Below are 23,116 nucleotides of genomic sequence, written 5' to 3' on the forward strand. Positions count from 1 at the left end.
GGAGGGCGTAGCCCGAGCGGGGGTCGCCAACACCCGGATTGCCGTTTCTGTCAGGGGTTGGGACGTGCTTTGCGTGCCTGGCTCTGGGCCAGGCGATAGCTCTCGCCGTTCATCTCGAGGATGCTGACGTGGTGGGTGAGCCGGTCGAGGAGCGCGCCTGTCAGGCGCTCGGAACCGAACGTCTCGGTCCATTCGTCGAACGGCAGGTTGCTGGTGATCAGCGTCGAGCCGCGTTCGTAGCGCTGTGAGATCAGCTCGAACAGCAGTTCCGCGCCGGTTTTGGAGAGGGGCACGAACCCCAGCTCATCGATGATGAGAAGCTTATAGCCGGTCATCTGCTTGTGTAAGCGCAGTAGGCGGCGTTCGTCGCGTGCCTCCATCATCTCGCTGACCAGCGCGGAAGCAGTGATGAACCCGACCGTCAGGCCCTTCTGGCAGGCCGCCAGGCCAAGACCGATCGCGACATGGGTCTTGCCGGTCCCCGACGGGCCAAGGGCGATGACGTTCTCGCGACGGGTAATCCAGTCACAACGCGCCAGTTCGAGCACCTGCATCTTGTTGAGCTTCGGAATGGCGGCAAAGTCGAAGCTGTCGAGGCTCTTGGCGGCCGGGAACCGCGCGGCCTTGATCCGGCGCTCGACCATCCGGCGTTCCCGGTCGATCAGTTCCAGTTCGACAAGCCGAGCAAGGTAGCGGACATGATCTACGCCCTCTGCTGCGCATTGCCGGGCCAGCTTGTCATGCTCGCGCAGGAAGGTTGGCAGCTTGAGCGCCTTGAGGTGGCTGGCGAGCAGCAGTTCGGGAGCTTGGCTGCTCATGCCGCTGCTCCGCCGGTCAACAGCCGCATGTACGAGCGCGCCGATGTTGTCTCCACTCTGGCCCTGGGCAGGTAGGGATAGATCGCCATGTCCAGTCGGGGCGGGCGGCGCTCCACCCGGCATAACAGGAGATGCTTCACCGCATCGAAGCCGATCGCGCCCATATCAAGGGCCTGCTTCACCGCGCCATGCAGATCGGCCAGAGCGAAGCTCTCCAGCAGGCGCAGTACCTGCACATATTCGCGCCGGCCATGCTTGCCCATGCGCGTCTCCATCAGCCGGCGCAGCGTTGTAAATACCTCGGGCAGGTCCCAGCCCTGCAATGGTGCGGCCTGATCGAGGGCATTGATCTTCTGTTCGATCAGGGGAAGGTAATGGATCGGATCGAAGATCACATCCTCGCGCTCGTAGCTGCGCACATGGCGGGCAATGATCTCGCCCCGGCAACCGATCACCACCTCGTCGACATAGCCCCTGATCCACACCTCCTGGTGGCCGAAGCGCACCGGCACCGAGTAATCGTTGGTCCGGTAACGCACCAGCGCCTGCGATGAGACCTGGCCGCTGGTCTGGTCACAGGCCTCGAAGGGGGAAGCCGGCAGTTCCTGCATCGCCGCCAGATCGCGCCGCAGCCTCTCGCCAATCGTCTCACTCTCGCCCCGCAGCCGGTCGTTCTGCCGTTTGCGGCATTGCTCCTCGAGCCACAGGTTGAACGCCTCCCATGTCGGGAACCGGGGGATCGGCACCATGAAGTTGCGCCGGCAATAGCCGACAAGACCTTCAACGCCGCCCTTATCGTTACCCTTGCCGGGGCGGCCGTAACGATCACGGATCAGGTAGTGCGACAGGAAGGCGCTGAACAGCCTCGCGCGCAGCCGCGTCCCGTCAGGCAGGATCTTCGAGACCAGGCAGCGGTCGTTGTCGTAGACGATCGACAGCGGCACCGCGCCGAAGAACGCAAAGGCGTGGACATGGCCGTCCATCCAGGCCTCGGCAACGGCAGCCGGATAGGCGCGTACGTAGCAGGCGTCGCTGTGCGGCAGATCGAGCACGAAGAAGTGCGCCTTCTGCTCCACCCCGCCGATCTCGACCAGAGCTTCTCCAAAATCTGCCTGCCCATGGCCGGGTGCGTGTGCCAGCGGCACGAACATCTCCCGGCTGCGCTGATCCCGATCCCGGATGTAATCCTTGATGATCGTGTAGCCTCCGGTGAAGCCATGCTCTTCGCGAAGGCGATCGAACACACGCTTCGCCGTATGGCGCTGCTTGCGCGGGACCGACCGGTCCCCATCCAGCCAGCCGTCGATGATCGGTATGAACGCTTCCAGCTTCGGTCGCCGCACCGGGGCGCTGCGACGGTAACCGGGCGGCTCGGAATACGACAGCATCTTGCGGACCGTGTCGCGCGATATGTTGAAATGCTTCGCTGCCGCCCGGGCGCTCATGCCGCCCGCGCAGGCAAGACGAACCTTCAGGTAAAGTTCCACGGTGTAAATCCCTCATCCCTCCTCGCCAGCATCGCGAAAAGGGAAAAAGTGGACGACTTTTACGCCGCCCGCAGCAGCACTTCGCCGCCGCTACCGTGGTCTAATTTTGCACCGCCGTTCTCACTTGGCGAAATGCGGCTTGGCGAAAATATCACCAATGACAATGCCGTTGTTTGTGAGGATCGCCGGTGCGCATTCAATGTTGCCAAAGACCATAAGTCTTGAAGAGCAAAAGAGGAGATGTAGCGTCTCAGGAGCTTGTCTATAGGCCTCGATCATCGCGGCATCCTGACGATCGCGAAAAGCGTATGCGATGAAACGCGCGGCCATTAGATTATCAGGATCGGCGTGAACTGCCGTGTATAAGCGGCTGAATCGCAAAATACTCGCTCTCCGCTTTGCACCCAACAATGCGCACTGAAAGGATTCATGCGCACACCAAAAATCAGCAGCGGCAAGTGTCGCGCTGCTAAGAGAGAACGGAACAGTGCGATAGCTTGGGGAAGGCACCGATCATTCGCGGAAAAAAGGAGATGCGTCGCCTCGAAAGCGGAGGCAGCTTGCGCTTCCGCTTCTGGCGCGTAGATTTCTCCTTGAAACCGGATTTCTTCCTTAAGTCTTTTCAGGGCTTTAACAGTCTGATCCAACCCATGCAGCCGCAATGATGCGCTCGCACTCATACGTTGTAGAAGCGCTTTCAAAACTGGCCGAGAAAAACTGGAGACCTTACTGGCACGAACCGTTGACATCGCTGGTATCACGAAAGGCGGCGTGAGAGGGGAGGCAACTATGTCCTGCGTCAGGATCCCCACATTCAGCAAATTATTCAGCTGATTGTGATCTTCTTGGTTCAATTCTTTCCGCTCAACGAGCTTTGAAAAAGCGGCCTGTAGCGGCGGTTTTAGGCATAGATAATGGTTGCGGGTCAAATCGAGAAAAATCGCGTGGCTGCCTGCGCAGCAATAGGCAAATCCTTCACCAAGTCTGTACATCTGGAAGCCTCCGCAAGGGTGAAGCGCACCGCGATGACGGCGCGCTTCACAATGTTTTAATCGCGGGAAAGCCCCATCGCCTGTTTGCGACCCTGATTATTATCGTCTGCAGTTAGACTTGAGCCATTGCCCTTTGTCAGGCTCGTAACCGAGCCTAGCGGAATGAGCACATCACTCGCGATTTTCTTGGTACGTGTCATGATATTTCTCCTTTCGACCGCAGAAATGGCGGCCAAAAAAAGATAAAATGACAATCTTATATATTGGAGCTTATAATGAATTATATTTCTAAATTATATTATAATCATCACCAATCATCCCCTGATTTTCAAGCAGTGCGATTTCTGCTTTCTCCCAGATGTGCCAATACGCCATAATATTGATGTTTTTTCGGGTTTCGGCGATAAGAATGATACTGATGCCAAGGACAACTGAAGCCGGTATCCGATCAGGACATATCATTACGATAGCGTAGACCGGTCATATCCGCCAATTCGGTATGCAATAGTTTGACATGTACATCCGTATGGGTGAACAGCTTGGTAACTCAAATAGGAGAGGTGCAATGGCCGATACCGATCAACCCACGTTTACCAATCTGGTCGTCCAATTGTTGAGCGCCTATGTATCGAACAATAGTGTCGCTAGTGAGGACTTGGCAGGACTTATCCTGTCCACCCGGAGAGCGTTAGCGCAAGACACCTCGATTGAGCCAGGCACATCAGCTGCGGCAGGTTACACACCGGCAGTGACCGTGCAGGAGAGCCTCGCGTCCCAAGATTGCATCATCAGCATGATCGATGGAAAATCATACAAGACCTTGAAGCGGCATCTGGGAACACATGGACTAACGCCTCAGGACTATCGGGAACGCTACAATCTTCCTGCCGATTATCCACTCGTGGCGTCCAACTATTCTAAAAAGCGCCGCGCTGTCGCCGCACGCATGGGCCTGGGTCGGAACCGAGCCAAGATTCAATTGGAACCGGTGGAGGCGCCGACGGCACCAGTGGCGAAGCCCGCTTCTACCGCACGAAGAAAGACAACCACTGCGAAGGTCGCCAAAGCACCGGTCAAATCCCGCGAGACAAACACATCAGAACCCGCCACATCGGCAGCTGCCAGCGCCTCACCAACTGCGAGAAAGCCAAAGCTAAAGCTAAACCTGGACAAGGCCGATCCAGCAAAACCGGCAAAGGAAGCTATCACAACGTCAGCCAAGGCTGGACGCAGAAAGAGGGAAACCAGCGCTTCCAATACCGCCACAGAGGTCAAGACAAAGAGAGCGAGAAAACAAAAGATTGTCCACCCTACTGCCCCATCCGTGAATCCAATTGTCAAGAAGCATTAGCCGCTCGTCCCGCGACTAAAAAAGCCGCTAAGTCATTCGATACATGTTGGCCGCTAGCATGTCTTCGGCCAACAGTTCCTCTGTCTGAAAAGCCTTTTCCTCGAATACCCCACGCAAATATAGGCGATCTACGGTACTACACCATGTCGTCGGGGCAATTGCGCCATTGGAGACATTACCTGATTACGCCCCTGGCGGATCGCACAATTACCGACGCCTCTGGAAAAGGGAGGGGTTGATCAATCTTTCTATGGTCGTTCGCTCACACTCTTCTCATGCGTTGCGTGAAATTCGGAATCCGGGCTCCAGTCTGGCCAAATCCGGCTCTCTGCAAGGGCGCGCCCAGTATTGTAGAGTAGGATCAGGTCGGGCTTAACCGCACTCATATCCCAATCCGCGCTCCATTCATCCGCAGGCTGGTGATAGCGGTCTTTTGTATAAGCATCGGACAATGCTTTGCCTCGATCCTTTCCGCCAATCCGCAAATCGCGGCCTGGTCCAAAGGAGATAGCAGGCACCCCCTGTTTCGCCATCGGGAAATGATCCGAACGATAAAAGCTACCTGCTTCTGTCCTAGGATCTGGAGTGTAAGCACGATTGAGTTTCGCACCCTGCTCCACAAGCAAATCAAGCAGGCCCAGTTTGGCGACGCCCGAAATGGTGAAGTCTTTCGCCTCACTTTGGCCGATCGTGCCATCCATGTTGATGACTCCTGCGGTCGTACCCAGCGGATAGATTGGATTAGCAGCATAATATTCGGATCCAAGCAGGCCCTTTTCTTCGGCGGTCACAGCAAGAAATACAAGAGAACATTCAGTAGGTGGGGCTTTTGCAAATGCGCGAGCCAATTCTAGCAGGGTGGCAACGCCAGAAGCATTGTCCCGCGCGCCGTTATAGATTCGATCACCCTTTTCATCGGGCTGGCCGACGCCGAGATGGTCCCAGTGGGCGGAATAGATGATCGTTTCCTCAGGATGTATTTTACCCTCGAGGCGGCCAACCACATTCTTGGATATAATCGATTCTGCTTTTACCTCGTAATTGGCGGTCAGCGTTGAATTAAGAGGGATGGGCCTAAATGCCTTATTGCGCGCAGCAGCCTTCATCGTATCAAAGTCCATGCCCGCCGCCTTGAACAGATCTAAGGCCAGGCTGCGCTGGATCCATGCCTCCATCGGCGTGTGCACTGCGCTTGGATCGACACGAACAATATCAAACATGGTGTTGATGTTACTGTTCTTGACCGTAGTCCAACCGTAGGATGCGGGCGCATATTCGTGAATAACCAGTACTCCGGCTGCGCCCCGCCGCGCAGCTTCTTCATATTTGTAAATCCAGCGACCATAATAGGTCATGATCTTACCGCCGAAATCTCCGTCGCCTCCCTCGAAATCAGGATCGTTGACTAATACGACCATGATTTGCCCTTGAGGTCGACGCCTTTGAAATCATCCCATTCGCGCTCCGGCGCATGAACGCCATAGCCGACAAAAATCAAGGGAGCGGCAGCAATCTCTACAGTTGGCTGGCCGGTCATTGCGGCACGAACGGCAATATCCTCGCCTTGAGTCAGTGTGCGCGGCACGCCGCCGATGTTGAGTGATAGCTTCGGCGCTCCGATAATTTCAGATTTCAGCAGTGGTACATCCTGAGTCCAACTGCGGCTATTCCCTTCCAACGGTCCGTAGCCCAGCGGCCTTCATCCTAGATATGATGTAGGCGACCGTCTTTGTTTCAGCAGCGGTGGCAGGGCTCCGGCCTTCATAGGCATCGCTCGACAAGATTTTGACATCCTTGCTGACTCTAGCGACATCAAAAGCCGGCACGGTCTGCGCAATGCCTACACCAGGCGCCAATAGAATAGCCGCAAAAGCGGCAATGGGAGATTTGAACATGGGTAGCCTTCCCGATGAATATCACAAGCAGATCGGGCTGAGAACGCTTCTAAGACAATTGGTGGCCTAGCCTTAACGTAACCCCAGATATTTATGTCCCTGAAGTGTCAATCGCCAGCGTGGCCGTTCCATAACGAAATCCACTGCCGCCTGCGTATTGGCAACCCTATTGGAGTCGTCGAGTGGCTGCACAAGCCAATTGTCGAACTGCCATGTTTCCATGTCGGCTACATCGCTCCCTGGCTGGGGCCAAACGAGTTTGAGTTCATCGCCGGATCGTTGCACAACGGCGCTCCCCGCTTTCGGGCTGATGCAGATCCAATCAACTCCTGGATGTACTGGCAGGGTTCCGTTGCTTTCGATTGCGATCTCAAAGCCCAGCATATGCAGTGCGTCGATCAAGGCGTCATCAATCTGGAGCATCGGTTCTCCGCCGGTGAGAACGGTGTAGCGATCGCGCGCGCCCTCGCCCCATTTTTCCGCAACGGCACATGCTAGCGCTGCCGCGTCGATAAACTTGCCTCCCCCGTCGCCATCGGTGCCCACAAAATCGGTATCGCAAAACTGACAGACGGCCGTCATGCGATCCTTTTCACGGCCGCTCCAGAGATTGCAGCCGGCAAAACGGATGAACACAGCGCGTCGGCCTGCCCTAACGCCTTCGCCCTGTAGGGTCAGAAACATCTCTTTGACTGCATATGTCATTGGTCCGCGCTCATGGATTCGTCGCGTAGCGAGTGGGATCAGGCAATCCCGCCTCAGCAAATCCTTTCGACCGCAGACGACAGCTATCGCACAGTCCGCAATGCTCACCAGCGGGTGTGGGATCATAGCATGACCAGCTAAGACCAGGATCGATTCCAAGTCGATAAGCTTCGCGGACAATATCTGCTTTCGACATATGCTGCAGCGGTGCGTTGATATGCGGTGATCTTCCCTCAATCCCCGCTTTGGTAGCGAGTGAAGCCAAATTCTGAAACGCAGCAATAAATTCAGGCCGGCAATCGGGGTACCCCGAATAGTCAAGGGCATTCACCCCAATGAAGATGTCCGAAGCACCCGATGTCTCGGCCAGACCGAGGGTTAAAGCGAGGAAAATGGTGTTGCGTGCTGGAACATATGTAATTGGAATATCCGAGCCCACGCCTGCTTTCGGGACGGCAATATCAGCCGTGAGCGCCGAACCGCCAAAAGCGGTAAGATCGAGGGGTAAAACAATATGAGAAATTGCGTTGACCGCCTTCGCGATCGCGGTTGCAGCTCGGATTTCCACGCGATGGCGCTGATTGTAGTCGATTGTTAATGCAAAAAGCCGATATCCTGCCTCGCGCGCAATCGCAGCTGCCACCATCGAATCAAGCCCGCCCGAAAGGAGCACAACAGCAAATTTAGGGTCTGATTTCATAATTTCGGGCTAACGCCCGGACCATCCAAGTGCAAGGGCACCTAGCGAAACCAATCCCAAAAACGCTCGCTTCCGTGAATGCGAAGCTGGATATGCGCATTTCAACCGACACCAGGGTGCAACCATCGGAATTGTGTCGGATTGGGAACGAACTTATGCTGCGGCTGCTTTGTACCATAACAATCTCGTGTTAATTGGAAGATTATGGGTTATTTTCGAATCACCAAGAAAACGACGCAAATTAGCGACGGTCATCGCATTTACGCGATTGGCGATGTTCATGGCTGCTTCGACCTCTTAGCTGAGCTTTTTAAGCGGATCGAGGAAGATTCGAAAAAGCGAAATACCGCCAAAACCAAGATTATCATATTGGGCGATTTCATCGACCGTGGGCCCAAGTCTGCGGAGGTGTGCGATCTATTGTACAGCCTTCGGGACTATGAGGGCATCATTTGCCTCAAAGGCAATCATGAGGAAGCCATGCTCGAATCGCTTAGCGGCGATCTCCGGGCACTCCGTTTCTGGCTGGAATTCGGTGGCTGTGCGACGCTGGAGAGTTGGGGATTAGATCCTATTCTAATTAGATCGGCAAGCCTGGGCGAAAATCAGCATGAACTCATTGCCGCCATGCACGATGTGATTCCTGCCGGAATGATCGAATGGCTGTCGAAACTTCCTTTGACCCATCGTGATGGAGACTATTTCTTTGTTCATGCCGGTATCCGGCCTGGGGTCTCACTGAACGCGCAGAAAGCGGAGGATCTTTTGTGGATTCGGGAGCCTTTCCTGAGCAGCCTGCGCCGTCATGAAGCCGTAATCGTCCACGGACACAGTGAAACGACGCTGGCTACTTTTTCTGCAAACCGCATCGGTATTGATACGGCTGCTTATCGGACCGGGTGCCTCACAGCATTGGGTCTCGAGAGCGATCAACAATGGAAAATTGAAACGAGCGAGTTGCCTCTTGCCATTGATGCGTTACCGATTGGATCACCTGCCAAGCATGCGGTAGCTTGAACGCTGGCCGTGAGCTTTGTGCGCTCATTTTAGAGACAATCCGGATATAGTGCGTCAGATTATAAACAGATGCGGATAAAAACCGACCTGCTGTGGGTTTCCGTTTTGGCGCTGCGCACTTCGATCCGGCTGATAGCCAAGTTAATCTTGGCCTATTGTCCGGATTTTGCGGCAATATGTCGATGCCCATTAATCAAAAAATAACCAAAATTATTTAGCTGGATCATATGTACGCAGCATTCGATCCATCGTTCAAATCCCGGGCCACGCCCGCAGATATTGAGCTCAACTCCATCGACAGCGCCCGGGCCACCGTGCTTAGGATCATAGGCGCCGACATACTCGCAGCGAAGCCGAAAGTCATCGCTGCTCCCCGCGGCAGCAAGCGAAAAGCTGCCCATCTCTCGTCCGACATGATCCGCATCGAAGGCCGCGACGATGATCTGAAACTGGTACACAGTCTCTAGCACGTTTTTCATCGCCAGCCAGATTCTGCAGCCTCCACGAATGCGATCTCAGTCTAGTCATCTGGAACTGAAGTAAGCCTCATTGTATGCTGTGCTCTCGGATGGGGAGCGCAGCATGGCAAACGCGGGTGGTCGACCGACGGCGCCTCTGGTTTTGGAGGCCGAGGAACGAGAATATCTGGAGCGTCAGGTCCGTCGGCGGCGGATAGCGCGCTCGATGTCAGAGCGATGTCGCATCATCCTGCGCTGCGCCGACGGGATCCGAAGCAAGGTCGTTGCTGCCGAGCTTGGCGTGCACGAACACACGGTTGGAAAATGGCGTCGGCGCTTCCTCAAGGACCGTATTGAAGGGCTGCTGGACGAGGCCCGACCCGGCAGGCCATGTCATCGGTCGTGCAATTCTCCGCAAAAGTGGGCTTTGAAAATTCCCTAGTTGGTGGCCCCTTCATCTCATTCTGCCGGGGCTAGCCCCGGCAGAATGAGATGAGCCGACATTGTCCTCATCTCCTTTGCAGACGCGGAGACGGGGCCGATGATCCGACTTGGAGAATTGATGATGATCCTCGAACTACATCGGCAGGGTGTATCGATATCCGCCATTGCCCGACGCACTGGTCGCGATCCCAAGACCATCCGAAAATATATCGAACGGGGCATCGAGGCCCCGGTTTACGGCCCTCGCATGCTGGGTCGACCGAACAAACTGGCACCCTATCTGGAATTTTTGCGTGAGCGAGTGACGGCCTTTCCCGATCTGACTGCGGCGCGCCTGACGCGGGAAATCCGTGAGCTGGGATATATGGGCGCCTATACCGCGGTAAAGCGGTTCCTGGCAGCGATCCGGCCGGAAAACGGGCCTAAGCCCTTTGAGGTTCGGTTCGAGACGCCGCCTGGCGTGCAGGCACAGGTCGACTTTGCCCGGTTCGTCGTCGAATTTACCGATGAGCCCGGCGTCAGCCGGATCGTCTGGCTGTTCAGCCTGGTGCTGGGACATTCGCGCTTCCTGTTTGCGCGCTACGTCATGCATCAGGATCTCCAAAGCCTGTTGCGCTGTCATATGCAGGCCTTTGAAGCGCTCGGCGGCGTCCCGATCGAGATCCTCTACGATCGCATGAAAACCGCTGTGACCGGGGAAGATGATCAGGGCCACATCATCTACAATCGATCATTGCTGGCTCTGGCCGGGCATTATCGCTTCGTGCCGCGCGCCTGCCGTCCCTATCGGGCCAAGACCAAGGGAAAGGTCGAGCGGCCATTCAGCTATATCCGCAAGGACTTCTTCCTGGGCCGGAGCTTCCGCAATCTGGACGATCTCAATGTCCAGCTGATCGACTGGCTCGATACCGTCGCCAACGTCCGTGTCCACGGCACGACGCAGCGGATTATTGCTGAAGCCTTCGCCGCCGAGCAGCCTGAGTTGCAGCTGCTCCCGGCGGGCCGCTTTGACGCTGTTCTGAAGCTGGAGCGCCGCGTCAGCCACGATGGGATGGTCTCGGTCGGCGGCAATTACTACAGCGTTCCCGATCGCACCCGGCGCGTCGTCGAAATCCAGCAGTTGCCCGACAAGATCCGGATCGTAGACCTGGGCCAGGTCATTGCCGAGCACCCGGTTCTTGGGGGCGCCGGCAGTACAGGATCGATCCTGCGCACCGGACAGGCAGCAGCGGCGCCAAGCGCCGTATCCATGGCAAAGAGGTAATCGCCATCGGTCGTGTAGGCGAGCATGTCACCGTGCGCTCCCTGGCCATCTATCAAGCGATCGGCAGCCAACTGGCGCGGGGAGAACGGCCATGAACCATGGGGGTGCCGCATCCCGCGTCGATAATATCCGCCGCAGCCTGGTCCATCTCAAAATGCCACGCGCCCTGGAGATGCTCGACGCCACCCTGCGCGGCATAGAGCAGGGCAAAATCGATGGCATCGAGGCCATCGACATATTGCTGAACGAAGAACTGTCGCTCCGGGAGAACCGCAGGATCAAGGCAGCCCTGCGCATGGCAAGGCTGCCGATCATCAAGACGCTGGACGGATATGACTTCTCCTTCCAGCCATCGCTCGACCGGAACCGCATCCTGGCGCTCGCTGGCCTGGACTTCATCAACCGGGCCGAGGTGGTGCATCTGCTGGGCCCGCCCGGTACCGGGAAAAGCCATATCGCCACGGCCCTTGCCGTCGAGGCCGTGAAGGCGGGCAAGAGCGTCTACTTCATCCCGCTCGCCGATCTGATCGCTTCACTGACCAAGGCTGAACGCGAGGGCACGTTGCGCGAGAAGATCCGCTTCCTATGCCGATCCTCCCTGCTCGTCGTCGACGAGATCGGGTATCTTCCCGTCACGCCCGGCGGCGGCAATCTCTTCTTCCAGCTCGTCAACGCCCGATACGAAAAGGGTGCCATGATCCTGACATCCAACCGCGGCTTCGCCGAATGGGGTGATGTCTTTGGCGATCCGGTGGTGGCCACCGCGCTGCTCGACCGCCTTCTTCACCACGCTGTGGTCGTCCAGATCGAGGGCTCCAGCTATCGCATGCGACAGCACGCCGACCTGCTGCCCGAGCATGCGCGCATGGCACCGTCCATCAACCCACCGCCCTTGCCGAAACGGCGCGGCCGCCCGCCAGCAAAGGAAAAGCCCGATCTCCATCACGGCTGATCACCGACACCAACCCTCCCGCCAAACTAGGGAATTTTAGATGCCCACTTTTGCGGAATCTTCGGTGCCCGTTGACAGGATCGCAAAGAACGGCGCCAATCCCAAGGCAATCGTCATTTGTAAGCTTTGGGCTCTAACCGGGTGTCGCCGCAATGAAATTGCCGGCTTGAAATGGTCGGAAGTCGACTTCGAAAACGGCGTTTTCCGGTTCGAGGACACTAAGACGGGGAAGTCGATACGTCCACTTCCGTGGAGTGCGCGCCTGTTGCTGAACAAGGTCCAGCAGAGCCCCGAAAGCGATTATGTCTTTCCCGCTGAAGACGGCGAGGGCTTCTTCCAGGGCACCACCAAAATATGGCCGGACGTCAAGAAGCTGTCGGGACTGGATGACATCACGCCACACACATTGCGACACACAATCGGTTCTCTGGCCGTATCACATGGCGAGAATTTGGTGATGACCGGGTCACTGCTCGGCCATGCTAATGCTCGCTCAACAGCGATCTATGCGCATGTTCAGCTGGAGCCAATGCGACGAGCCTCCGAACGGGTAGCCAAGCGCGTGGCTGCGGCCATCAGCGGACAATTTGTTCCGGTTAGCGCGCCTGAGATGATAGCTGCCAATGATATGTAACAGAGCCCTAGGCATCAGGATGATCGCCTCGATCAGCGAACGGACGAGCGCAGCGCTTTCTGCATTGCGCGACGGATCGGTAAGCCCTCACGCAGGTCAAGACCTTTTGTCGGTAGAGTTGCAGAAGGGCCTGATGGATCAGTACCGGCGGCGGCGGGGCGGCTTGGCTGATAACGCTCTCGAGTTCGGTCTGCCGCGCTTCGAGGCGCTGAAGTTCTGCCCGCAAGCGCGCGGGCCGATCCGCCTTCGCTGATCGCATCGACTAGCTTGCCGATCTTAAGCTCCATCCGGGCGAGCTCGCTTTTCATACCGCCGATTTCAGAGGCAGCTGGCAGTGCGCATCGTAGTTAAGCGATGGGATCGCCTCCCGAATGACACTGCCAGCAACGACCAGACCGATTGTAAGCGGTTAGAAGTTGTACCGCGCCCTCACGCCATAAGTTCGCGGCGCCCCTGGAATGTGACCGTCGTTTCCGCCCGCGTTTGAAGCGCTGACAAAATAGTATTTGCTCCCCAGATTGCGCCCGAAAACCTGCAAACTGAACTGAGAGTCCGTCGGCAGCCAGGTCAACGACGCATTGATAAGGTGATATGATTTTTGCTGTAACCTGTTGTCTGATTCCCACGCAAATTTGGATTTATACCCGTCGCTCGCGCTGAATTCGAATCCGCCCAGCGGCGTCTCGACATGGTAGGTCAAACCAAGCGAAAACGAGAACTTCGGCGCCTGCGGCAGTCGGTACCCAGACAAATTACAAGTTGCACTTGCAGTACCACCCAGCACCGCCCCACCGATCGGGCGAGGGGTCGTACATATACCCGCGGGGAACCGCGTGTACTGCGCATCAAGGATCTCGAACCCTCCAGTGAAGGTCAGTCCGCGCGTCGGCACAATTACAAAGTCAACGTCGATGCCCTTGATGTGAGCCGCTGCAGCGTTGAAGAGGATCGTGCCGCCCGGAGGCGCTGGCGGCGCCGTCGTGCGTAGCTGGATATCTTTGTAATCATAATAAAATGCTGAAGCGTTCAAACGCAGCGCGCGCCCGAAAAGCTCGGATTTCAGTCCCAGTTCATACGCGTCCAAGACTTCTGGGCGCGATGCAGGGTTAGTAAAACCTGTTGGGTTATAACCGCCCGATTTGAAGCCTCGGTTGAGCGAGGCATACGCGTGAATGTCGTCGGTGATGTCCTGCGCCAGCACAGCTTTGTAGGTCAGCTTGTTGAAGGTGACGCTAGTATCGATCGTATTCGGCGTCGACAGTACCGTACCCGGCGGTACAGACGGCGAGTTCGGGAACCCCGGCAGCGGCCTGGACGTCCCATCAAGCGTCTTGTGATCGCTCGTATATCGAATGCCCAAGGTGAGGTGCGTTGATTCCGTGAGATCGTAGGTGCCTTCTGCATAGGCAGAGTAGGACTTTGTGTCTTGAAAACCATTTGTTTGAGTAGGAACTGGCGTTGTGCAGGCGGTACCAACACAAGTTCCATAAACCTGCGTCTGGATCATGGTCTTGTCGCTGTAATAGAAGAGGCCAGTGATCCAGCGGAAAGGACCCTCGGCATTCGACGTCAGCTGAAGTTCCTGACTAAAGGTTTTGGCAGTCTGAAACAAGCCGAGATTGATGGCCCCCTGCCCCGCGGCAGGTTGGCCCAGAACAGGGCTTTGAGTCTGGAGGCTGGGGGACCGGTTGTTGATGTACCCCGTAACGGTCGTCAAAGTAGCAAGGTCAAACCGGTGCTCGCCCTTAAGGGACAAATTATACTGCCGCTGCCGCGTAAATGGCGTCAGGCGGGTGTTGATCAGATACTCGCCCCTATAAACGGAGCCATCGGTGCCTACAGATCCCGGGTACATTGCGACCGCGTTGCTTTGGTCCGTTTTCACCCTGTCGTAAAAGCCGCGTAGCGTGATCTTGGTTTCGGGGCCGGGCTTCCACTGCAGCTTCCCCTGAAAGCCAATGTCCTTGAACCGGAACGCCTCTTGCCCGGTAAAAAGATTGCGTCCCCAGCCGTCTCCCTGGTTGATGTAAAGGGCCGCGAAATTGACCGCGACTGTGTCAGTCAACGGAGTTGAGCCGTAGAAATTCGCCTGCACCGTGTCATAATTTGCATAACTCGCCGACATGTCGATTGCCGCGACGTCGCCAGGCTCTTTGGTAATAACGTGTATGAGGCCGCCGGTCGTGTTGCGGCCATACAATGTCCCTTGTGGCCCTTTGAGAACCTCGATCCGTTCGACGTTGTTGAACGAAAATGACGATGCTGCTGAATTCGGCAGGTAGAGGCCGTCGATATAGGTGGCGATGGGAGCCTAAGTACTGTAGCCGGCGCTCGTTGTACCTACACCACGCAGGAAGGCATTGGTGCCGACCAAAGTGCGCGTGAAGCCAAGCCCAGGTGTAAGCTGAGGCAGGTCAACGACGTTCACCACGCCTTGGCTTTTCAGTGTCTCGCCGCTGAAGGCGGCAATGCTGATTGGAACCTCTTGCTGATTTTCAGCGCGCCGGTTTGCAGTAACGACGATTTCATCGACGCCGTCTGGTGTCGATAAAATGGGCGGCGCTTCAACTGAGCGCGGCGTCTCCTGGGCCTCTGCGTGTGCACTATTGCACATCAAAACCGTTGAAAGCAAGAGGCCGGCCGAGCCCCTCAATGCAGCTTTGGTTACCATATCCATCCCCCTTTTCGGTCGGTGCGCGAGTACGGAATTATGCCCGACTGCTCGCGGAGCGCCTCGCACTCAGTTCCGCCGTTTCATGTTCAAGCTGTGCGTCCGTAACGGACCCCACCACTCATAAAAAATATATTTATCGAGTCAATACATTTTTAAATTGGCCGTTCCAACAATGGTGATATGCGCCGCTGTGGTCCGACAAGTGGGAGGTACACGCCCCTATCCATTTCGTGAAACCTACCTAAAAAGCTCCAAAAAGGGCTCTGTACAATCTGAGACCACACTGGCTCAAAGAGAGTTTGGTTCACTAGTATGCGGAGTGGCATAAGCGAGTTCACGCCCTACAAATTATATATATTGAGAAAAAAAATATAATGTGCCAACGCAGTGATGTTAGGCGGAGAAGTGGAAATCTTTCCGCATGGAGGGGTACATATGAAATTGGTACGATTTGAGCGTGGGGGAGCGGCGCAGCTCGGTGTCGTCGATGGCAGCGACGTGGTGCCACTCGAGAAACTTAAAGATGAATTTCCTACCATGTTGTCTCTGATTGCGGAGGGCGATGCCGCACTGGCGAAGGCACGTGTATGCGCACAGGAAACGGACGACCGCGTACCGCTCAACTCTGCCAGATTGCTTGCTCCGGTCGAGAGGCCAGGAAAGTTTCTCGCCATCGGGATGAATTTCCGCAAACATGCTGAAGAAGGTGCGGCTTTAGGTTTTGAAAAGCCAAAGCAGCAGTTTGTCAATCGGCGCGCAAACGGGGACCGGGATCGGCGTTCAATAGGGGACCGGGGTTTGATGCGCGCTTACGCCGTGCCGGAATGGCGGAGGGCGTAGCCCGGAGGCGTTCCGGCACGGCGTAAATCGTCTTCTTTCCCAAGCAGGCGGGGTTCAGCTGCGGTTTTTGAAGCGCCAGCTGTCGTTGCCGGTCTCGATGATGTCGCAGTGGTGCGTAAGGCGGTCGAGCAGTGCCGTGGTCATCTTGGCGTCGCCGAACACGGTGGGCCATTCGCCGAAGGCAAGGTTGGTGGTGACGATGATCGAGGTGCGCTCATAAAGGCGGCTGACGAGGTGGAACAGCAACTGGCCACCGGTTCGGGCGAAGGGAAGATAGCCCAGCTCATCGAGGATCAACAGGTCGAGCCGGGAGAGATGTTCGGCTAGTTTGCCGGTCCGGCCCTGGTGGGTCTCCAGTTCGAGCAGGTTCACCAAGTCGGTGGTGTTGTAGAACCGGACGCGGGCGCCGCTACGGATGCAGTTGCGGGCGATGGCGATGCTGAGATGGGTCTTTCCCGATCCCGTACCGCCGACCAGCACGACGTTGCGCTGGCTGGCGAGGAAGTCGCCGGCGGCAAGGTCGCGAACCAGCCCTTCGTTGATCGGCGTGCCGGTAAACTCGAAGCCGTCCAACTCTCGGGCGAGCGGCAGCTTGGAGGCCGTCATCTGGTACTTGATGGAACGGGCGTGCTTCTCCGCAACTTCGGCCTTCAGCAGGTCGCCGACGACGTGCTGGACGGGATGCTGGCGCTTGAGGGCATCGGCGATGACCTCGTCATAGGCATGACGCATGCCGGCAAGCTTCAACTCGGCCATCAGGCCGATAATCTCATGGCGCTCCATCATCATGCGGCCCTCCGCACGGGCAGTAGCCGATCATATCGGCCCGCATCGGCGACGGGCTCGATCTTGAGTTGTAGATGCTCGGGTGTGGCGATGCTGGGCTCCATCGGCGCCGATCGGGACCGGGCCAGGATATTGAGCACGACATCGGCGCTCGTGACTCCCTGGGCCAACGCTTCGGAGGCAGCCGCTTCCAGCGCATCGAGGCCATCGACCGTAGCTGCAGTCAGAATCTTGACCATCTGCCGGTCGCCATCATCGCTGCCCTTCAGCTTGCCGCGAAGACGTTCCAGCGCTGGTGGCAAGGCCAGTTGCTTGAACGGCGCCCCGTTCCTCAGCGCCCCCGGCTTCTTCGCCAGAACCGGCACGTAATGCCAGGGATCATAGACGGTCTGCTCGCGACCGAAGCGGCGATCGTGCTCGGCAACGATATCGTCGCCCTGACGGATGACGATGCGGTCGGCATAGCCGTGGACCTCAACGGGACGCCCGAGGGCGCGGGCTGCCACCGAGTACTTGTTGTAGTCGAACCGCACGAGCAACGTCTTGGATACCGACGCCGCGACAGCGTGGAAGCCGTCGAACGGGGCGTTCGGCATGCGCATCAGCGCGAGCTTCTCGTCCTCGAACACATCAGCGATGGTGCGGTCCCGAAGCTCAGGATGCCGATGGGCGTTGGCGTGTTCCAGGCAACGATCGAGCAGCCAGGCGTTCAGCTCCGCGTAGCTGGCGAAGCGCAGCCGGGGCGTGAAGAATCGTTCGCGCACAACGCCAACCTGGTTCTCAACCTGCCCCTTCTCCCACCCCGCCGCCGGCGTGCATGCGGTCGGCTCGACCAGGTAATGGTTGCACATCTGCAGGAAGCGGCGGTTGAACTTGCGCTCCTTACCCAGGAAGACCGCATCCACCGCGGTGGTCATGTTGTCGTAAATCCCGCGCGTGCAGACACCGCCGAAGAAAGCGAACGCTCGGGCATGGGCGTCGAACACCATCTCCTGCGTCTCGCGGGGATAGGCTCGCACGAAGAACATCCGGCTATGGCACAGCCGCATATGGGCGACCTTCACCGTCGTCGTCACACCCGCCAGCACCACGACCTCGTGGCTCCAGTCGAACTGGCAAGCCTCGCCGGGCTCGAAGCTCAGCGGCACGAACGCGGTCGCCGTCCGGCCCACTTCCTCGCGCTGCCAGCGGCGGGCATGGCGGCGAACCGTATCGTAGCCGCCCTCATATCCTTGCGCCCGCAGCGCCTCGAACAACCGGATCAGCGTCAGCCGTTCGCGCCGCGGCTTGCGCTCGTTCTCCGCCAGTAACCGCTCGAGCTCGGCAATGTGGGCACCGAGCTTGGGCATCGGCTGAACCGCCCGATCGTAGCTGAACTTGCAGTCCTCGGCCTCGATCGCCTTCCTGACCGTCTTCCTCGAAACATGCAGCCGCCGCGCAATCTCTCGCACCGACTGCCGCTGTACGAAATACGCACGCCTGATCCGTCCAATCGTCTCCACCGTCGTCATCCTCCGCCTCGTCGCCTGCCTCAATCGCGAGCGACAATAGATGACCCGGGGGTGGTCCCCGATTAGGCGCCGATCACCGAGTCAGGTGGGCACCACTTGCACGCCGAAACACAAGCAGTTCTGGTTCAACAAGCAGACCACCTGCTTATCGGGGCCATATGACGACATAGATCCCGGCGTAACCGAACAGCTTGATTACGAGGTGGAATTAGGTGTCGTCATTGGCCGGACGGCTAAGCGCGTGAGCGAGGCCGACGCCCGGAATCACGTATTCGGCTATACCGTCGTGAATGATGTGACCGCCAGGGATTGGCAGTTCCACTCTCCAAGTTTTACCATAGGGAAATCGTTCGATACTCACGGTCCTATCGGTCCGTGGATTGTTACGGCCGATGAGATCGCCGAACCGCACAAGCTATTTTTGCGTTGCCTCGTAAACGGTGAACTGCGGCAAAATAGCGATACGAGTCAGCTAATTTATAATATCTGGCAGCAAATCGCGTACCTCTCGACCGCTTTCACGTTGGAGCCGGGTGACCTTATCGCCACCGGCACTCCTGAGGGCGTCGGTATCGCACGTACTCCCCCCGTGTTTCTCAAACCCGGCGACGTCGTTCGTTGCGAAGTAGAGCAGATCGGCTTCATCGAAAACATAGTCGCCGAGCCAACAATCTAAAAATTGGGGAGGCAGGGTCATGCCGGTTCTCGGTCCGCTATCATTCACCCTTGAAGTGCCTTCCCTTGATGAGGGGGTCCGGTTTTACACAGACGCCGGTCTCCAGGTCGTTAGGGAAACAAAAATTGCGAAATTTCGCTGTGGCTCCCAGCAGCGAGATTCAATTGTCCTGATCGAAAGCGGCAGGCGAAAAACATTTCACCACCTTGCGCTCCGCGCGTCTGAACTGGACGTGATAGCTGCCCATGTACCAGCCGCAGGCGGTAAGGTCATCCCGTCGCCCGCTGGATTTGAAGAGCGGGGGCTTTGGGTCGAAGACCCATTTGGCATTGTTTATAACCTTGTCGACTTGCCGGCGGACAACGAAGCAGAAGCTCGCTCGCCTTTTGCGATCAACGCTCCGGGCCGAATAGTTCGCACGCGTCGTCCGGCGGTTCTGCCGGCCCACACATATGCGCCAGTTCGACCAGAGAAGCTTGGTCACGTTGTCCTGTTCACGCCTGACGTGATGACAAGCGTTCGCTTCGTGGTCGAGGCCCTCGGCATGGGACTTGCCGACCATGCTCAGGATTTTGTCGCTTTTACCTGCGCAGTTAAAAATAGCGATCACCATGTAGTGGCGTTCGCTAAGTCTCCTGGCATCGGATTTCATCACGCAAGCTTTCAGTTGCACGATCCCGACGAAGTTGGCCGCGGCGGTAACGAACTCCTCTCAAAAGCCGGGCGCGGAGGCTGGGGCTTTGGCCGTCACACGGTGGGATCGAACTACTTTTATTACGTGCAGGATCCTTGGGGCAGCTGGATCGAATACTATTCCGACATGGATTATATCGACGATCATGCGCAATGGACGCCAACAAATTATGGACCATCCGACGGCATGGCCAACTGGGCGCCACAAGTGCCCGACGACTTCATCCGCAACTACGAAGTCGAAAGTGAGTCCGCGTGAGGGATGCTCGGACCGATGTGTTGGTAGTTGGCGCAGGACCGGTTGGCCTCGCTCTTGCCATCGAATTGGGTAGCCGCGGCGTCCGCGTCACCCTGATTGAGCGCAACGATCGTGGCGGGAGTGCGCCCCGCGCCAAGACGACCAACGTGAGGACGCGGACACATTTACGTCGCTGGGGGATAGCTGACAAGCTCGCAGCAGCGTCGCCCTTCGGTGTAGACTATCCTAACAACATGGTGTTTGTCACTAGGCTGGCCGGTCCCGAGCTTGCCCGCTTTACCGACGCGTTCAATGCCGCGCCAGCTCGAGATAATCGCTACCCGGAACACGCCCAATGGGTCCCGCAATACACGCTAGAACGAGTGATGCTCGAACATGCGCGGACGCTGCCGGGCGTAGATATTCTGTTTGGGGTGACGCTGACGGAGTCGGAACAGGACAACAATCGCGTGCTTTCACGTGTTGTGGATATCGATGGTCGCGAGCGCGAGATTGTTTCCGAATATCTGGTGGGAGCCGATGGCGCGCGTAGTCGGGTCCGCGAGCTAATTGGCGCCAGGATGGTTGGCCGAGCTGGCCTCTCTCACCACTACAATATTATATTTCGCGCGCCCGGTTGGGCGGGAGCGCATCGACACGGCCCTGCCGCAATATATTGGCAGATCGGCACAGATGGCCTCAGTGTGATCGGCCCAATGGACCAGGGAGACCTTTGGTATTTCATGCCGGGGGGCGCAAAGCCTGGCGACAGCCTTTCGAAGGAGGAAGCGGCCGCCTTGATCCGGCAGCGCTGCGGCATAGATCTGCCTGTTGAAGTTCTGAGTGCTGATAATTGGACTGCGAACGAATTGCTCGCAGACCGCTATCGCGCTGGCCGTATTTTTCTAGCGGGCGATGCATGTCACCTCCACCCCCCTGCGGGTGGTTACGGCATGAATATGGGGGTCGGCGATAGTGTAGACCTTGGGTGGAAGCTCGCAGCGACACTCAACGGTTGGGGTGGCCCCGCGTTGCTGAACAGTTATGAGATTGAGCGACGGCAGGTCCACCAGGTCGTCATTGACGAAGCGATGGCCAACTACGCAATCTTTGTTGAGCCGCCACCTGTGGAGATCGAGGATGACACGGCTGCAGGCGAGGCAGCTCGCACAAAATTGGGTGCCGCCATCCAGGCCTCAAAGGGGCGTGAATTCGCAACACTGGGAACTGTTCTGGGTCTTTGCTACCAGTCGCCCTTGATTGCCAAAGAGAGCGAACCCTGCCCAGAGCACATTAGCGAAGTATACAAACCCTCCGGCCACTCAGGCTGTCTCGCACCACATGCGTGGCTAGATGACGGAAGCTCCCTATACGATTTGTTCGGGCCAGACTTCACGCTTTTGGTCGCTGCCGGTGCTAATCGGTGTGAAGTCGGCAAGGCTTTTGAAAACGCAAAGGCGCTCGGCATTCCTCTAAAAATTTTGGATGTTCCGTCCATAAGCATCGCCGAACTCTATGGTGCGTCGCTTGTCTTGATCCGCCCCGATCAGCATGTCGCCTGGAGAGGTAATCATTGGGAGGATGCACTGGCGCCGGCGGCTGGTCACGAACTGGCACTCGCATGACGAACATAAAAGCCCCGTTCGAAAATGCACCGATGAGCCGGGCGCAATTGATCATCATTGCTTTGACAATCACGCTTTCTGGGCTCGACGGATACGATGTGCTCTCGGTGACGTTCGCAGCGCCCGCCATCGCTCAGGATTGGGGGGTCGGTAGGACGGCATTAGGCATCGTTCTATCTGCCGGATTGGCAGGGATGGCGGCCGGATCTTTTATAATCGCGCCTCTGGCCGACGTGTTCGGCCGCAAGCTTATGGTGCTCATCGCTTTGTGCCTGATGGCCACCGGCATGCTTCTGTGCACATACGCAACGTCTGTTGAGGCGTTAGTCGCGTGGCGCGTTATTACCGGGCTAGGCATCGGCACTTGCGTCGCCGTGATTAATCCAATTGCAGCTGAATTCTCCAACAGGCGGAGACGGCCCCTGGCCATCGCGCTAACTGCGGTCGGCTATCCGTTGGGCGGATTGGTGGGAGCGCTGCTCGCTACCTATCTTCTTCGGCAGCATGGTTGGCCGTCCGTCTTTTTCTCCGGCTTCCTTGCAGCTGTCGCACTTCTCCCTCTCGTCGCATGGCAGATGCCCGAGTCGGTCAGCTATCTATTTGCATGTCGCGGCAAGAACCGCCTCGAGCGGATTAATGCAGTGCTCCGGAGGTGCGAGCAGCCTTTGATTGAACGGCTTCCCGAGCGAGCCCTGACTCACCGCAGTTACGCGGCTGTATTTTCATCTGGGCAGCTTTCAAGGACGCTGTGGATAACGGCCGTCAACGGACTCATGGTCGCGACGGTCTACTACATCATGAGCTGGATGCCGCAAATGATAGCTGATGCCGGCTTTCCTCCCTCGACAGCAAGCCTTGTAGCGTCAGTTTCGAGCTTTATGGGCGTAGTCGGTGGGCTCTTGTTCGGATGGCTTGCACAGCGTGGTGGGCTGCGGAGGCTTACCGCCGGCGGCCTGATCGCCCTCGGCCTTGCGACTATAAACTTCGGCGCAACCCCGCCCTCGGTCGTGTTACTCGTTATAGCGGCGGGCATCTGCGGCTTTTGCATCTTCGCTTGCGCCTCGGGCGTCTACATCACGCTCGCCAGTAGTTTCACCGACGAGGCACGGGCAGCCGGAAGCGGTTTTGTGATCGGGGTGGGGCGGGTCGTCAGTGCAATCGCTCCGTCCCTAGCCGGCCTTCTATTCGCCGGCGGCTTTAGTCGGATGCAGGTCTGTCTGTTTTACGGCGCTCTGTCGGTCGTTGGGGGCATCGTCTGTCTGTTCGGCTGGCAGCGGTTCAGCGGCGTCGCCTCGCGATAGGCATCTGCGCTTGAGAGTTCACTCGCGACAATAGATGGAAAAATCCCGCCGGTTA

Annotated in this window: 24 protein-coding genes and 3 pseudogenes; 13 read left to right on the forward strand and 14 right to left on the reverse strand. The window is 57.4% G+C overall.

Features of this window, described 5'->3' with window-relative positions; all coding sequences use genetic code 11:
* Nucleotides 1–50: 50 nt before the first annotated feature.
* The 5 genes from istB (KFK14_RS22035) to KFK14_RS22055 form a co-directional block, all read right to left on the reverse strand.
* Nucleotides 51–818: an IS21-like element helper ATPase IstB gene (gene istB / locus KFK14_RS22035; protein WP_212609136.1), complete on the reverse strand. Its 768-nt coding sequence runs from the start codon at nt 816–818 to the stop codon at nt 51–53.
* Entirely contained in the window at nt 815–2,305 is a 1,491-nt protein-coding gene (gene istA / locus KFK14_RS22040) for an IS21 family transposase (protein ID WP_081261070.1), read from the reverse strand. Before istA (KFK14_RS22040) ends, istB (KFK14_RS22035) begins: the two co-directional genes overlap by 4 nt.
* A 120-nt stretch (nt 2,306–2,425) precedes the next feature.
* Nucleotides 2,426–2,635, reverse strand: coding sequence for a hypothetical protein (locus KFK14_RS22045; protein WP_212609137.1), 210 nt, complete (start codon nt 2,633–2,635; stop codon nt 2,426–2,428).
* Nucleotides 2,635–3,297, reverse strand: a complete 663-nt coding sequence (locus KFK14_RS22050; RefSeq protein WP_212609138.1) for a lasso peptide biosynthesis B2 protein — start codon at nt 3,295–3,297, stop codon at nt 2,635–2,637. Before KFK14_RS22050 ends, KFK14_RS22045 begins: the two co-directional genes overlap by 1 nt.
* Before the next feature lie 56 nt (nt 3,298–3,353).
* Nucleotides 3,354–3,497: a hypothetical protein gene (locus tag KFK14_RS22055; RefSeq protein ID WP_212609139.1), complete on the reverse strand. Its 144-nt coding sequence runs from the start codon at nt 3,495–3,497 to the stop codon at nt 3,354–3,356.
* A gap of 365 nt (nt 3,498–3,862) precedes the next feature.
* On the opposite strand from KFK14_RS22055, the gene KFK14_RS22060 reads away from it, so the two are divergent.
* The gene (locus KFK14_RS22060) at nt 3,863–4,648 is read left to right on the forward strand and encodes a Ros/MucR family transcriptional regulator (RefSeq protein ID WP_212609140.1); all 786 of its coding nucleotides are present in this window, start codon (nt 3,863–3,865) and stop codon (nt 4,646–4,648) included.
* A gap of 248 nt (nt 4,649–4,896) precedes the next feature.
* Here the strand turns inward: KFK14_RS22060 and KFK14_RS22065 are convergent, their stop codons facing one another.
* The 4 genes from KFK14_RS22065 to queC form a co-directional block, all read right to left on the reverse strand.
* Nucleotides 4,897–6,066 carry a M28 family peptidase gene (locus tag KFK14_RS22065; RefSeq protein WP_246524735.1) on the reverse strand — a complete coding sequence of 390 codons (1,170 nt, stop codon included), beginning with the start codon at nt 6,064–6,066 and terminating at the stop codon, nt 4,897–4,899.
* Nucleotides 6,054–6,326: a protease-associated domain-containing protein gene (locus KFK14_RS24150; RefSeq protein ID WP_246524736.1), complete on the reverse strand. Its 273-nt coding sequence runs from the start codon at nt 6,324–6,326 to the stop codon at nt 6,054–6,056. The genes KFK14_RS22065 and KFK14_RS24150 overlap by 13 nt, the downstream gene beginning before the upstream one ends.
* A gap of 289 nt (nt 6,327–6,615) precedes the next feature.
* Nucleotides 6,616–7,248, reverse strand: coding sequence for a 7-carboxy-7-deazaguanine synthase (queE, locus tag KFK14_RS22070; RefSeq protein WP_212609141.1), 633 nt, complete (start codon nt 7,246–7,248; stop codon nt 6,616–6,618).
* Nucleotides 7,249–7,258: 10 nt separating this feature from the next.
* Nucleotides 7,259–7,948 (reverse strand): 7-cyano-7-deazaguanine synthase QueC, encoded by a 690-nt coding sequence (gene queC, locus KFK14_RS22075; RefSeq protein WP_425516640.1) that lies wholly within the window; start codon nt 7,946–7,948, stop codon nt 7,259–7,261.
* Nucleotides 7,949–8,152: 204 nt separating this feature from the next.
* Between queC and KFK14_RS22080 the strand changes: the two genes are divergently transcribed.
* The 7 genes and pseudogenes from KFK14_RS22080 to KFK14_RS22110 all read left to right on the forward strand — a co-directional run bounded on the left by KFK14_RS22080 (nt 8,153) and on the right by KFK14_RS22110 (nt 12,970).
* On the forward strand, nt 8,153–8,965 hold the full coding sequence (locus tag KFK14_RS22080) for a metallophosphoesterase family protein (RefSeq protein WP_212609142.1): 813 nt from the start codon (nt 8,153–8,155) through the stop codon (nt 8,963–8,965).
* Between the two features lie 227 nt (nt 8,966–9,192).
* Nucleotides 9,193–9,432, forward strand: coding sequence for a hypothetical protein (locus tag KFK14_RS22085; RefSeq protein WP_212609143.1), 240 nt, complete (start codon nt 9,193–9,195; stop codon nt 9,430–9,432).
* A gap of 115 nt (nt 9,433–9,547) precedes the next feature.
* Nucleotides 9,548–9,814: pseudogene (locus KFK14_RS22090) on the forward strand (helix-turn-helix domain-containing protein); the annotation flags it as partial.
* 150 nt (nt 9,815–9,964) lie between these two features.
* Nucleotides 9,965–11,226: pseudogene (gene istA, locus KFK14_RS22095) on the forward strand (IS21 family transposase).
* Complete coding sequence (istB, locus tag KFK14_RS22100) at nt 11,223–12,083, forward strand: IS21-like element helper ATPase IstB (RefSeq protein ID WP_212608798.1); 861 nt, start codon at nt 11,223–11,225, stop codon at nt 12,081–12,083. Before istA (KFK14_RS22095) ends, istB (KFK14_RS22100) begins: the two are co-directional and overlap by 4 nt.
* Nucleotides 12,084–12,123: 40 nt before the next feature.
* Nucleotides 12,124–12,717, forward strand: coding sequence for a tyrosine-type recombinase/integrase (locus tag KFK14_RS22105; RefSeq protein ID WP_212609144.1), 594 nt, complete (start codon nt 12,124–12,126; stop codon nt 12,715–12,717).
* A 19-nt stretch (nt 12,718–12,736) separates the two neighbouring features.
* Complete coding sequence (locus KFK14_RS22110) at nt 12,737–12,970, forward strand: hypothetical protein (RefSeq protein ID WP_212609145.1); 234 nt, start codon at nt 12,737–12,739, stop codon at nt 12,968–12,970.
* Nucleotides 12,971–13,126: 156 nt separating this feature from the next.
* On the opposite strand, the gene KFK14_RS22115 is transcribed toward KFK14_RS22110, so the two are convergent.
* The 3 genes and pseudogenes from KFK14_RS22115 to KFK14_RS22125 form a co-directional block, all read right to left on the reverse strand.
* Nucleotides 13,127–14,842, reverse strand: coding sequence for a TonB-dependent receptor (locus KFK14_RS22115; RefSeq protein WP_212609146.1), 1,716 nt, complete (start codon nt 14,840–14,842; stop codon nt 13,127–13,129).
* A gap of 60 nt (nt 14,843–14,902) precedes the next feature.
* A pseudogene (locus KFK14_RS24405) lies at nt 14,903–15,022 on the reverse strand (TonB-dependent receptor plug domain-containing protein); the annotation flags it as partial.
* 6 nt (nt 15,023–15,028) lie between these two features.
* Complete coding sequence (locus KFK14_RS22125; protein WP_212609147.1) at nt 15,029–15,394, reverse strand: TonB-dependent receptor; 366 nt, start codon at nt 15,392–15,394, stop codon at nt 15,029–15,031.
* A gap of 432 nt (nt 15,395–15,826) precedes the next feature.
* Here KFK14_RS22125 and KFK14_RS22130 point away from each other — a divergent pair, with 432 nt between their 5' ends.
* Nucleotides 15,827–16,231, forward strand: a complete 405-nt coding sequence (locus tag KFK14_RS22130; RefSeq protein ID WP_212609148.1) for a DUF2437 domain-containing protein — start codon at nt 15,827–15,829, stop codon at nt 16,229–16,231.
* A gap of 54 nt (nt 16,232–16,285) precedes the next feature.
* Here KFK14_RS22130 and istB (KFK14_RS22135) read toward each other — a convergent pair whose 3' ends face one another.
* Together istB (KFK14_RS22135) and istA (KFK14_RS22140) are read right to left on the reverse strand one after the other, a co-directional pair.
* Nucleotides 16,286–17,017: an IS21-like element helper ATPase IstB gene (gene istB, locus KFK14_RS22135; protein WP_281417191.1), complete on the reverse strand. Its 732-nt coding sequence runs from the start codon at nt 17,015–17,017 to the stop codon at nt 16,286–16,288.
* Entirely contained in the window at nt 17,017–18,528 is a 1,512-nt protein-coding gene (gene istA, locus KFK14_RS22140) for an IS21 family transposase (protein ID WP_212608569.1), read from the reverse strand. Before istA (KFK14_RS22140) ends, istB (KFK14_RS22135) begins: the two co-directional genes overlap by 1 nt.
* Before the next feature lie 85 nt (nt 18,529–18,613).
* On the opposite strand from istA (KFK14_RS22140), the gene KFK14_RS22145 reads away from it, so the two are divergent.
* From KFK14_RS22145 to KFK14_RS22160, 4 genes are read left to right on the forward strand one after another with little or no spacing between them, the layout of a single operon-like run.
* Complete coding sequence (locus KFK14_RS22145; protein ID WP_246524737.1) at nt 18,614–19,204, forward strand: fumarylacetoacetate hydrolase family protein; 591 nt, start codon at nt 18,614–18,616, stop codon at nt 19,202–19,204.
* 19 nt (nt 19,205–19,223) lie between these two features.
* The gene (locus KFK14_RS22150; protein WP_212609150.1) at nt 19,224–20,156 is read left to right on the forward strand and encodes a VOC family protein; all 933 of its coding nucleotides are present in this window, start codon (nt 19,224–19,226) and stop codon (nt 20,154–20,156) included.
* A 17-nt stretch (nt 20,157–20,173) separates the two neighbouring features.
* Entirely contained in the window at nt 20,174–21,760 is a 1,587-nt protein-coding gene (locus KFK14_RS22155) for an FAD-dependent monooxygenase (RefSeq protein ID WP_212609151.1), read from the forward strand.
* A complete protein-coding gene (locus KFK14_RS22160; RefSeq protein WP_212609152.1) occupies nt 21,757–23,061 on the forward strand; it encodes an MFS transporter in 1,305 nt (434 codons plus the stop codon). The genes KFK14_RS22155 and KFK14_RS22160 overlap by 4 nt, the downstream gene beginning before the upstream one ends.
* Nucleotides 23,062–23,116 lie beyond the last annotated feature (55 nt).

Source organism: Sphingobium phenoxybenzoativorans, from assembly GCF_018286635.1.
Classification (GTDB): Bacteria; Pseudomonadota; Alphaproteobacteria; order Sphingomonadales; family Sphingomonadaceae; genus Sphingobium; species Sphingobium phenoxybenzoativorans.